Annotated in this window: 9 protein-coding genes; 3 read left to right on the top strand and 6 right to left on the bottom strand. The window is 66.8% G+C overall.

Annotated elements, in window-relative coordinates; translation table 11 throughout:
• The 3 genes from KH616_RS14310 to KH616_RS14300 all read right to left on the bottom strand — a co-directional run.
• Positions 1-2,955 (bottom strand): efflux RND transporter permease subunit (locus tag KH616_RS14310; protein ID WP_292245498.1); only part of this gene is annotated, 2,955 nt, incomplete at its 3' end.
• Positions 2,956-3,001: 46 nt separating this feature from the next.
• Complete coding sequence (locus tag KH616_RS14305; RefSeq protein WP_292245496.1) at positions 3,002-4,216, bottom strand: efflux RND transporter periplasmic adaptor subunit; 1,215 nt, start codon at positions 4,214-4,216, stop codon at positions 3,002-3,004.
• 21 nt (positions 4,217-4,237) lie between these two features.
• Positions 4,238-5,098: an alpha/beta hydrolase gene (locus KH616_RS14300; protein ID WP_292245494.1), complete on the bottom strand. Its 861-nt coding sequence runs from the start codon at positions 5,096-5,098 to the stop codon at positions 4,238-4,240.
• 196 nt (positions 5,099-5,294) lie between these two features.
• On the opposite strand from KH616_RS14300, the gene ceoR reads away from it, so the two are divergent.
• Together ceoR and KH616_RS14290 are read left to right on the top strand one after the other, a co-directional pair.
• Positions 5,295-6,296, top strand: coding sequence for a putative multidrug efflux transcriptional regulator CeoR (ceoR, locus tag KH616_RS14295; protein ID WP_292245492.1), 1,002 nt, complete (start codon positions 5,295-5,297; stop codon positions 6,294-6,296).
• A 396-nt stretch (positions 6,297-6,692) separates the two neighbouring features.
• Complete coding sequence (locus KH616_RS14290; protein WP_292245490.1) at positions 6,693-6,941, top strand: DUF4148 domain-containing protein; 249 nt, start codon at positions 6,693-6,695, stop codon at positions 6,939-6,941.
• 240 nt (positions 6,942-7,181) lie between these two features.
• Here KH616_RS14290 and KH616_RS14285 read toward each other — a convergent pair whose 3' ends face one another.
• The 3 genes from KH616_RS14285 to KH616_RS14275 form a co-directional block, all read right to left on the bottom strand.
• Positions 7,182-7,772 (bottom strand): LysE family transporter, encoded by a 591-nt coding sequence (locus tag KH616_RS14285; protein WP_292245488.1) that lies wholly within the window; start codon positions 7,770-7,772, stop codon positions 7,182-7,184.
• Positions 7,773-7,836: 64 nt separating this feature from the next.
• A complete protein-coding gene (selD, locus tag KH616_RS14280) occupies positions 7,837-8,901 on the bottom strand; it encodes a selenide, water dikinase SelD (protein WP_292245487.1) in 1,065 nt (354 codons plus the stop codon).
• 71 nt (positions 8,902-8,972) lie between these two features.
• Positions 8,973-10,481: a PLP-dependent aminotransferase family protein gene (locus KH616_RS14275; RefSeq protein WP_292245485.1), complete on the bottom strand. Its 1,509-nt coding sequence runs from the start codon at positions 10,479-10,481 to the stop codon at positions 8,973-8,975.
• 137 nt (positions 10,482-10,618) lie between these two features.
• Here KH616_RS14275 and KH616_RS14270 point away from each other — a divergent pair.
• On the top strand, positions 10,619-11,384 hold a 766-nt coding region (locus KH616_RS14270), incomplete at its 3' end, for an aminotransferase class III-fold pyridoxal phosphate-dependent enzyme (protein WP_292245500.1).

The following is an 11,384-nucleotide window of genomic DNA, read 5'->3' as shown; positions in this document are numbered from 1 at the left end:
CGTCATCAGGATCGTGCGCAGGCGCAGCCGGCTCGCTTCGATCGCTGCTTCGAGCGGCGTCTTGCCGTCATGCTCCAGCTCGCGCGCGAATTCGACGATCAGGATCGCGTTCTTCGCCGACAGCCCGACCAGCACCATCAGGCCGATCTGCGTGAAGATGTTGTTGTCGCCCTGCGTGAGCCACACGCCCGTGAGCGCCGACAGAATGCTCATCGGCACGATCAGGATCACCGCGAGCGGCAGCGTCAGGCTTTCATACAGCGCGGCGAGCACGAGGAACACGAGCAGCACGCTGATCGGGAACACCCAGAACGCGGCATTGCCCGCGAGGATCTGCTGATACGTCAGGTCGGTCCATTCGAACTTCACGCCGCGCGGCAACGTCTGTGCCGCGATTCGCTCGATCGCCGCCTGCGCCTGCCCGGACGAGAAGCCCGGCGCCGGTCCGCCGTTGATGTCGGCCGCCGTGTAGCCGTTGTAGCGCACGACCATTTCCGGGCCGAACGTCGGCGTCACGGTGACGAGCGACGACAGCGGCACCATCTCGCCCGCGGCGTTGCGCGTCTTCAGCTGCAGGATGTCGTCGGCACGCTGGCGAAACGGTGCGTCCGCCTGCACGCGCACCTGGTACACGCGGCCGAAGCGGTTGAAGTCGTTGACGTACAGCGAGCCGAGATAGACCTGCATCGTGTTGAACACGTCGGTCACCGGCACGCCGAGCTGCTTCGCCTTCACGCGGTCGAGATCGACGTTCAGCTGCGGCACGTTGATCTGGTAGCTCGTAAACAGCGGCCCCAGCTCGGGCGCCTGTTGCGCGCGCTTGATGAAATCGTTGGTCGCGTCCGCCAGCCGCGCATAGCCGACCGCGCCGCGATCCTCGATCTGCATCTTGAAGCCGCCGAGCGTGCCGAGGCCGAGCACCGGCGGCGGCGGGAACACCGCGACGAACGAATCCTTGATGTTGCCGTACTGCCGGTTCAGCGCACCCGCGATCGCGCCGGCCGACAGCGCCTTGCCGTGACGCTCGGCGAACGGCTTGAGCGTGACGAACACGATGCCCGCACTCGAGCTGTTCGTGAAACCGTTCACCGACAGCCCCGGGAACGCGACCGCGCTCTCGACGCCCGGCTGCTTCAGCGCGATCGAACCCATCTCGCGGATCACCTTCTCGGTGCGATCGAGCGACGCGCCGTTCGGCAGCTGCGCGAATGCGATCAGGTATTCCTTGTCCTGCGCGGGCACGAATCCGCCCGGCACGACCTTCGACACGAGCACGGTCGCCACGACCAGCGCCAGATAGACGCCGAGCATCAGCGCCTTGCGCGACAGCACGCCGCGCACGCCATGCCCGTAGTTTTCCGCGCCGCGCTGGAACACCGTGTTGAAGCGCCGGAAGAAACCGCCGAGCGCGCGGTTCATGATGCGCGTCAGCCAGTCCTCCTTGTCGCCGTGTCCCTTCAGCAGGATCGCGGACAACGCCGGCGACAGCGTCAGCGAGTTGAATGCCGAGATCACCGTCGAGATCGCGATCGTCATCGCGAACTGCTTGTAGAACTGGCCCGTCAGGCCCGACATGAATGCGAGCGGCACGAACACGGCGACAAGCGTGAGCGCGATCGCGATGATCGGCCCGCTCACCTCCTGCATCGCCTTGTACGTCGCCTGCCGCGCGCTCAGCCCGCTTTCGATGTTGCGCTCGACGTTCTCGACGACGACGATCGCATCGTCGACGACGATACCGATCGCCAGCACCATCCCGAACAGCGAGAGCGCATTGATCGAATATCCGAACGCGAGCAGCAGCGAGAACGTGCCGACGATCGACACCGGCACGGCGATCAGCGGAATGATCGACGCACGCCACGTCTGCAGGAAGATGATCACGACGATCACGACGAGGGCGATCGCTTCGAGCAGCGTATGGATCACCGCCTTGATCGACGAGCGCACGAACTGCGTCGGGTCATAGACGATCTTGTAGTCGACGCCCGCCGGGAAATCCTGCTTCAGCTCCGCCATCGTCTTGCGGACTTCATCCGAGATCTGCAGCGAGTTCGCGCCCGGCGACTGGTTGATGGCAATCGCGACCGCCGGCTTGTTGTCGAGCAGCGAACGCAGGCCGTACTCCGACGAGTCGAGCTCGATGCGCGCGATGTCGCGCAGGTGCGTGACGGCGCCGTCCGGCGCGGTCTTCACGACGATATCGCCGAACTCCTCCTCGTTCTGCAGGCGGCCGCGCGCGTTCACCGACAACTGCAGCGGCGTGCCCGGCAGCGACGGCGAGGCGCCGATCACGCCGGCCGCGACCTGCACGTTCTGCTCGCGGATCGCCTGCACGACGTCGTTCGCGGCCAGCCCGCGCTGCGCGACTTTCTGCGGATCGAGCCACACGCGCATCGCGTAGTCGCCCGAGCCCCACAGCTGCACCTGGCCGACGCCCTGGATGCGCGACAGGCGGTCCTTCACGTTGATCACGGCGTAATTGCGCAGATACGTCATGTCGTAGCGGTTGTCCGGCGAGATCAGGTGCACGACCATCGTCAGCGTCGGCGAGCTTTTCACCGTCGTGATGCCGAGCCGCTGCACATCCTCCGGCAGGCGCGGCAGCGCCTGGTTCACGCGGTTCTGCACGAGCTGCGTGGCCTTGTCCGGATCGGTGCCGAGCTTGAACGTGACCGTGATCGTCATGTTGCCGTCGCTGTTCGCCTGCGACTGCATGTACAGCATGTCCTCGACGCCGTTGATCTGCTCCTCGAGCGGCGACGCGACCGTTTCGGCGATCACCTTCGGGTTGGCGCCCGGATACTGCGCCTTGACGATCACCGACGGCGGCACGACTTCCGGATACTCGGAAATCGGCAGCAGGAACATCGCGATCACCCCGCCGAGCAGGACGATGACCGACAGCACCCCCGCGAAGATCGGCCGGTCGATAAAGAATTTGGATATGTTCATGGATGACTCTGTCTGATTGAACGCGAACGCGCAGCGGCCGTGCCGCTTACGAATTCGCCTTCGCCTGCGCAGGCTTCGCGGTGCCGGCGAGCGGCACGGCCGGCGTATCGCTGCCCGTCATCGGCACCATGTGCGGCTTGACCTGCTCGCCCGGCCGCACGCGCTGCGTGCCGTTCACAATGACGCGATCGCCGGCCGACAGGCCGCCGACGATCACGCGGCGCGTGCCGTGCTGCATTCCCGGCTGCACTTCGCGATACGACACGCGGCCCTGCGGGTCGACGACGAACACGAATTTCTTGTCCTGGTCGGTATTGATCGCCGCGTCGTCGACGAGCAGTGCCGGATGCGGCTCGCTGCCGCCGACCCGCACGCGCGCGTAGAGCCCGGGGACGAGCGTGCCGTCCGCGTTGTCGAAGCGCGCGCGCACGCGGATCGTGCCGGACGACGTGTCGAGCCGGTTGTCGAAGGAGTCGATCGTGCCGCTGCGCGAATAGCCCGTTTCGTTCGCAAGACCCAGCTCGACCGGCACCTTGCGGCCATCGCGCGCACCGTTGATGTATTGCAGATAGGTCTGCTCGTCCGCATCGAACGATGCGTAGATCGGCGACACCGACACGAGCGTCGTCAGCGGTGCAGCGCTCGCGCCGGCCGACACGACGTTGCCGAGCGTGATTTCCGCGCGCGACACGCGGCCCGCGACCGGCGCGACGATGCGCGTATAGCCGAGGTTGATGCGCGCGGTCTCGAGCGCGGCTTCGGCCGCCTTCAGGTTCGCGGTCGCTTCGCGCGCCGCGTTCTGCTTCTCGTCGTAGTCGCGTTTCGCGATCGCGTTGTCGCCGATCAGGCGCTGCGCGCGCTGCCAGTCGCTCTGCGCGTAGCCGTTGCGCGCCTGCGCGGCCGCGAGCTGTGCGGCCGCGCGATCGACTTCGGCCTGATACGGGCGCGGATCGATCACGAACAGCACGTCGCCTTTCCTGACGAGCGCGCCGTCCTTGAAGTTGACCGACACGATGGTGCCCGGCACCTGCGGCCGCACGTCGACTTTCTCGACCGCTTCGAGGCGGCCGGAATAGGTTTGCCAGTCCGTGACGGTCTGCGGCGTGACGGCCGCGACGTCGACTTCGGGAAGCGGCGCCGCCGCCTTCTCCGGTGCGCTCGCGCTGACGCGGATCGCGCCGAACGTGCCCAGGCCGGCGATGGCGAGCGCCGCGATCGCGGCGACCGTGATCCGGGAACGAGAGGTGCGCAGAAGGGTCATGAAGATCTCCGGTAAGCGTGGTTATTCAGATCGAATGGGGGCGCGTGCCTGGAAACGGCACTGGAGGAAGCGCACGGCCTCGTCGAATGCCGGCGCGTGGGTCGCGAGCGCCGCGTGCGTCATGTCCGGATAGCGAATCACCTGCGTGAGCACGCCGGACTCGATCAGGCAGCCCGCGTACTTCTCCGCTTCGACGTGCAGCACGTCGTTCTGCGCGGTGACGATCAGCGTCGGCGGGAGGCCCGCGAGGCGCACCGACTCGAGCGGCGCCGCATACGGATGCATGCGTTGCGCCGCCCGCGGCAGGTAGGCGCGATAGCACGCCGCACATTCCTTTGCGGTGATATCGGATGAAAGACGGTCGGCGTCGCCGATGCGCGTCATGCTCGGATCGAGCATCGGCCCGAACAGCGCCTGCGCGGCAATCGGCACGTCGTGGCGGTCGCGCGCGATGAACGCGAGACAGTTCGCGAGCTGTCCGCCCGCATCGTGGCCGGCGACGCCGATCTTCTTCGGGTTGCCGCCGAACGCGCGGGCACGCGTGGCGACCCATACCGCCGCGCGATGCGCGTCCTCGGGCGCGGCCGGAAACGGATAGTCCGGCGCGAGCGAATAATCGACCGACACGACGAGCGCCGGTAAGCGTTCTGCTAAAAAGCGCGCGGCGAAATCCGCATCGTCGAGCGAGCCGCGCACGAATCCGCCGCCATGAAAATACAGCACGACCGGGAGCCCGGTTTTATCGGGGCGGCGATAGAGCCGCAGCGCAATGTCCTGCGCATAGCCGGGTATCTCGACCTCGGTGACGGTCAACGCCGCGCCGGCGATAGGATCGGCCGGTGCCTGGGCTCTCAGGAATGTGCTGAATGCGGATGCGTCCATAGCGAAGTGACGGCCATTTCGGAATGGAACGAATTCTGGCTTCGGCAGACATTGGGATAAATGCCTATAATCCGGCAACACAATTCAACGACCCCGAACAATCACAGGCTGCGTGTGTTCGGGGCCTGTTTACGCGAATAAACAGGCTCCGGGCCCGCGGCCTCTTTGTTCCGTCTTCCAATTCGCGGAGGTTGTGATGGACCGGCTTCAGGCCATGCAGGTGTTTACGCGTGTCGTCGACACGAACAGCTTCACCAAGGCGGCGGAAACGCTCAGCCTGCCGCGCGCCTCCGTCACGACGATCATCCAGAATCTGGAGGCCTTCCTCGGCGTGCGGCTGATGCATCGCACGACGCGCCGGCTGTCGCTGACACCCGACGGCGCCGCGTACTACGAACGCTGCGTGCGGATCCTCGCGGATGTCGAGGAAACCGAGGCGAGCTTCCAGAACAACAATCGCAAGCCGCACGGCAAGCTGCGCATCGACATGCCCGGCTCGATCGGGCGGCTGCTGGTGATTCCTTCGCTGTGCGAATTCCATACGCGCTATCCGGACATCGACCTGCAACTCGGCCTGTCGGACCGGCCGGTCGATCTGCTTCAGGAGGGCGTGGATTGCGTGATCCGGGTCGGCGCGCTGCAGGATTCGTCGCTCGTCGCACGCCGCATCGGGCTGTTCGAAGGCACGTCGGTCGCGTCGCCGGCGTATCTCGAGAAGCACGGCGAGCCGCAAACGATCGAGGACCTGAGTCACCACAAGGCCGTGAACTACTTCTCGAGCCGTACCGGACGCACACTCGACTGGGCATTCCTGATCGACGGCAAGGAAGTCGAGGTCAAGATGAACAGCGTCGTGTCGGTCAACGACGCGGATGCGTACGTGACCTGCGGCCTCGAAGGCTTCGGTCTCATCCAGCCGCCGCGTTTCATGGTGCTGCCGTATCTGAGCGACGGCCGGCTCAAGGAAATCCTGCCCGGTTACAAGCCGCTGCCGTTGCCGATCTCGGTCGTCTATCCGCACAGCCGGCATCTGTCGCCGAAGGTTCGTGTATTCGTCGACTGGATCGCCGAAGTGTTCGACCGTTGCCCGCTGCTGAGCGGCAGGTGTCTCGACGCGACATGCAGCAAGCGCACGTTCGAGGAGGCCGAGCGAGCGCCGGTACTCGATACGCCCGTGCTGAACGAGTGGGCCGGGTGATCCGCTGATCGTCCGATGACAATGCGCCGGCCCTGTAGCCGGCGCGTCGTATCCGCTTCATGCACGCCGCCCGCCCGGCGCATCTTGCGACGTTCCATCCGCCGCAGTACACCGTTGCACCCATCAACACAATCGCGCCGCCGTCCATGACATGCATCATGTCGCGACATCGGCGCGAGCCCACGCGCATCGCGATCGCCGGATAACCCTGCTGCCGTTGCGAAAGCCGATTGTTTCTCTATCGCGACAATTCAATTCGCCGAAGCGGCATTTATCGCGGCTGTCTTCGCTCCTAAAGTAGGTCCTGTCGCGCAGCAGCACGCGCCTCGAATCGATAACGTTGCACGGGACCTGCGTCACGCCACGACGCGAACGCGGGTCGACAGGAGTCACATCATGAATCGCCGCGGTCTTCTTTCCGCTCTCGCACTGGTGCTCACGGTATCCGCGCCTGCATTCGCCGACACCGCCACACGACATGCAGGCGACTACGGCAATACGTCGTGGTACGGCCAAAGCACCCGGACCCGCGCGGAAGTGCGGGCGGAACTGGAAGCGGCGCGCCGCAGCAGCACGGTCGACGCCATGCCGCACGCGTACCGGCCGACGCTCGAAGGCGGCCAGCTCGGCGGGGGCGGCCGGTAAACGCCATACGCCGCGCGTCGGGCTGCCCCGCGCGCGGCGTATGGTGATTCGATGCAATCAGAGACAGTCAACCCATTCAGGAATAGATGATGAACGATCCACTGCCATCGCCGCTCGATCACTGGAACAGCGACACGCCGGTCTGGACGCCGTTCCGTTCTCCTCTGCGATCGCACTGACGCCGAATGGGAACGGGTGCGCCAACCTGCACCACCGAATAGAGACCGGAGCACGCGCCGCTCAGAGGCGCGCCAGCCCCACGACGCCATAACCGAGCACGACGAGCGCCGCCGCGACATGACTCGCCGCGAGCAATGCGGGCGATTTGACGAAACGGCCGATCGCGCCGCCACCGAACGCGAACACGAGCTGGCCGGTGAGGCTGCCCGCGAATACGCATGCGGCGCCGAGCAGCCAGTGCCGGTGCGCGCCGGCGGCCGCCGTCGCATAGCCGTAGAACAGCAGAATCGTGAGGGGATTCGCGAGCGTGACGAAGAACATCGACGCGAACGGCCGGCTGCCGGGCGGCGGCGCCTCGCCGTCGAGCGTGCGGCGCCGGTCGCGCAGCGCCTGCCACATCATCCGCGCGCCCATCGCGAGCAGCACCAGTGCGCCGACCAGACGAAACGTCGACAGGTGCGACGCAAGCGTGCTCGCCAGCATCGCGCCGATCGTGAAGGCGACGACCGCATAGCAGCCGTCCGCCGTCGCGACGCCGACCGCCGCACGCACACCGCTCGATGTGCCGGCGCGCATGCCGTAGTTCGCGATCATCAGGGCGACGGGCCCGACCGACAGCGCGATCATCAGCCCAAACAGGAAATCGTTCATGCGGAATCGACGTCTTCGACAGAAAACGTCGATTCTATCGACTGCCGCGCGCGCGGCAAGCATGTCAAATTACGTCGACGCGCGGCGCACCGTCCGTCATTTCGCCGATCACCGCCGCACGGTCGAAGCCGTCCGCGCGGAAGCAGGCGAGCACCTCGTCGACCGCTTCCGGCGCGCATGCGACGAGCAGGCCGCCGGAGGTTTGCGGATCGGTCAGCAGCGCCTGTGCGACGGACGGCAGACCGTCGGCGAGACGCACGTCCGCGCCGTAGGCTGCCCAGTTGCGGCCCGACGCGCCGGTAAACACGCCCGCCTCCGCGAACGCCTCGACACCCGCGAGCCACGGCAGCGCCGCATACTGCACGCGCGCGGTCAGGCCCGCACCGCGCGCCAGTTCGAGCGTATGGCCGAGCAGCCCGAAGCCCGTCACGTCGGTCAGCGCGTGCACGCCCGGCAGCGCCGCCAGTGCGGTGCCCGGCCGGTTCAGCTTGGTGGTCGTCGCGATCATCTGCGCATAACCGTCCGCATCGAGCTGGTTCTTCTTCAGCGCCGCCGACAGCACGCCGACGCCGAGCGGCTTGCCGAGCACCAGCACGTCGCCCGCGCGCGCGGCCGCGTTGCGCTTCACGCGCGACGGATGCACGACGCCGATCGCCGCCAGCCCGTAGATCGGCTCGACCGAGTCGATCGAATGACCGCCCGCGACCGGAATCCCGGCGTCCGCGCAGACCGACTCGCCGCCGCGCAGCACCGCCGCGATCGTCTCGTGCGGCAGCACGTTGATCGGCATGCCGACCAGCGCGAGCGCGAAGAGCGGCTTGCCGCCCATCGCGTACACGTCCGACAGCGCGTTGGTCGCCGCGATGCGCCCGAAGTCGAACGGATCGTCGACGATCGGCATGAAGAAATCGGTGGTCGCGACGATCGCCTGCTCGTCGTTCAGGCGATAGACCGCCGCGTCGTCGGCGGTTTCGGTGCCGACGAGCAGATCCGGGAACAGCGCCGGCGGCGTCGCGCGCTTCAGCAGTTCGGACAGCACGCCCGGTGCGATCTTGCAGCCGCACCCGCCGCCGTGCGACAGGCTCGTGAGACGCGGAACAGCGGGAGAGGTTTGGGTGAGGTCGGTCATGGTCGGCATCCGGAGAAATAGCAACGTTCTATTATCGGCAATTCCGTACCAACGCGCGCAGCGGCACGGCGTCACCCCAATACGGAGGCCGGCGCGAACACCTGCTCGTCGATCGCTTCCGCGAGCGTCTCGAACGCGGGCACGATCTCCTCCTCCGGCACGCACGCATAACCGAGCAGCAAGCCCGGCACTGCCCGCGCACGCTCCGCGTAATAGCCGGACAGCGGCCGCACGACGATATTGCGCGCCAGTGCCGCCTGCGCGGCCGCGCGATCGTCGGCGCCGTCCGGCAGGCGCGTCACGAGATGCAGGCCGGCATCGCCGCCCGCCGCCGGCAACGCGCCGCCATAGCGGCGCGCGACCGCGTCGAGCAGTATTTCGCGGCGCTGCCCGTACAACGTGCGCATCTTGCGGATGTGCGAGACGAAGTGTCCTTCCGCGATGAATTCGGCGAGCACGGCCTGCTGCAGCAATTGCCCTTCGCGATACAGCTCCGCGCTGGCGGTCGCGAAGCTTTCCGCGAGCGGCTCGGGCGCGACCAGATAGCCGACCCGCAGCCCCGGAAACAGCGTCTTGCCGAAGCTGCCGACATAGATCACCTGCCCCGCCGTGTCGAGGCCCTGCAGCGACGCGAGCGGCCGGCTGCCGTAGCGAAACTCGCTGTCGTAGTCGTCCTCGATGATCCAGCAGCGGTGCTGGCGCGCATATTCGAGCAGCATGCGCCGCCGTGCGAGGCTCATCACCATGCCGAGCGGGTACTGGTGCGACGGCGTGACGAGCATCAGCTTCGGCGGCTGGGCGAGATCGGCGGCCGACGGCGCGATCCCTTCGTCGTCGACCGGAATCGGCCGCGTCGTCAGTCCGGACACGTTGAGCACGCTGCGCACGCCCCAGTAGCATGGATCCTCGGTCCAGATCGCATCGCCCGGATCGGTCAGCAGGCGCACCGCGAGGTCGATCGACTGGTGGATCCCGGTCGTGATGACGATCTGCTCCGGCGTGCAGCGCACCGAACGCGACGTGCGCAGGTAGTCGGCGAGCGCCTCGCGCAGCAGCGCGAGGCCGCCGCCCGGAGCATAGGTCAGCAGATCGGGGCGCAACCGGCGCCAATACTTGTTGTGCAGGCGCGTCCACACGCGCGCGGGAAACCGGGACACGTCGGGCACGCCCGGTATGAAGGCGCCGCCTTGCCGCTTCGATACGCCTGCGCCTTCGACGAGCCGCGCGCCGCGCGCGGACAACGGCAGCGCCGCGGTCGGCCGGACGGCGGACGGCCGCGCGACATCCGGCGGCGCCCCGACGATCTCGTCCGGCGCACTGTCGGCAACGAACGTGCCGCGCCCGGTCGCCGAACTGACGTACCCCTCGAGCGCGAGCTGCTCGTAGACCTGCGTGACGGTATTGCGCGCAATGCCGAGCTCCGCCGCCAGCAGCCGCGACGACGGCACGCGCGTGCCGGCCGGCAATTCGCGCGACAGGATCGCCTGCTGCAGCAGCCGGTGCAGCTGACGGTAGATCGGTTGCGCGCCGCCACGCACGAGGCGCTGCGCCAGCCAGTCCGACAACACGCTTGCCCGCATCAATGGCTCCTATATATTTATTGAAATGGCTCTGATTGCCAGAGCCAAATCTGATTATAGTCGCCGGCATGGGTTGCCGGAGCGCAGCCGAGATTCAGTTCCAACCGGATTCGAACATCAAGGAGATGAAGATGACCGTGAAGAATGCCGACCTGCAGGCCCGCAAGAACGCCGCCACCCCGCGCGGCGTCGGCGTGATGTGCGATTTCTATGCGGCGCGTGCCGAGAACGCCGAGCTGTGGGACGTCGAGGGCCGCCGTTTCATCGATTTCGCCGCCGGCATCGCGGTGCTCAACACGGGCCATCGCCATCCGAAGATCGTCAAGGCGATCGCCGATCAGCTGAACAGCTTCACGCACACCGCCTATCAGATCGTCCCGTACGCGTCGTACGTCGAGCTGGCGGAAAAGATCAACGCGCGCGCGCCGGGCGACTTCCCGAAAAAGACCGCGTTCTTCACGACCGGCGCCGAAGCCGTCGAAAACGCGATCAAGATCGCGCGCGCCGCCACCGGCCGTCCGGGCGTCATCGCGTTCTCGGGAGGCTTCCACGGCCGCACGATGATGGGCATGGCGCTGACCGGCAAGGTCGCGCCGTACAAGCTGAACTTCGGCCCGTTCCCGGGCGACGTGTTCCACGCGCCGTACCCGAACGCGCTGCACGGCGTGACGACCGCCGACTCGATCAAGGCGATCGAGATGCTGTTCAAGGCCGACATCGATCCGAAGCGCGTCGCCGCGATCATCTTCGAACCGGTCCAGGGCGAAGGCGGCTTCAATCCGGCGCCGGCCGAGTTCGTGCGCGCGCTGCGCCGGATCTGTGACGAGCACGGCATCCTGCTGATCGCCGACGAAGTGCAGACCGGCTTCGCGCGCACCGGCAAGCTGTTCGCGATGCAGCACT

It is taken from the genome of Burkholderia sp. (assembly GCF_018375725.1).
Classification (GTDB): domain Bacteria; phylum Pseudomonadota; class Gammaproteobacteria; order Burkholderiales; family Burkholderiaceae; genus Burkholderia.
This window is presented reverse-complemented; position numbering and strand designations above follow the sequence as displayed.

What these genes read in the sequence shown, in the direction of transcription:
- KH616_RS14300 (WP_292245494.1), bottom strand. Translation starts at nt 5,098, where the DNA reads ATGGACGCATCCGCATTCAGCACATTCCTGAGAGCCCAGGCACCGGCC.
- KH616_RS14290 (WP_292245490.1), top strand. Translation starts at nt 6,693, where the DNA reads ATGAATCGCCGCGGTCTTCTTTCCGCTCTCGCACTGGTGCTCACGGTA.
- ceoR (WP_292245492.1), top strand. Translation starts at nt 5,295, where the DNA reads ATGGACCGGCTTCAGGCCATGCAGGTGTTTACGCGTGTCGTCGACACG.
- selD (WP_292245487.1), bottom strand. Translation starts at nt 8,901, where the DNA reads ATGACCGACCTCACCCAAACCTCTCCCGCTGTTCCGCGTCTCACGAGC.
- KH616_RS14285 (WP_292245488.1), bottom strand. Translation starts at nt 7,772, where the DNA reads ATGAACGATTTCCTGTTTGGGCTGATGATCGCGCTGTCGGTCGGGCCC.
- KH616_RS14305 (WP_292245496.1), bottom strand. Translation starts at nt 4,216, where the DNA reads ATGACCCTTCTGCGCACCTCTCGTTCCCGGATCACGGTCGCCGCGATC.
- KH616_RS14275 (WP_292245485.1), bottom strand. Translation starts at nt 10,481, where the DNA reads ATGCGGGCAAGCGTGTTGTCGGACTGGCTGGCGCAGCGCCTCGTGCGT.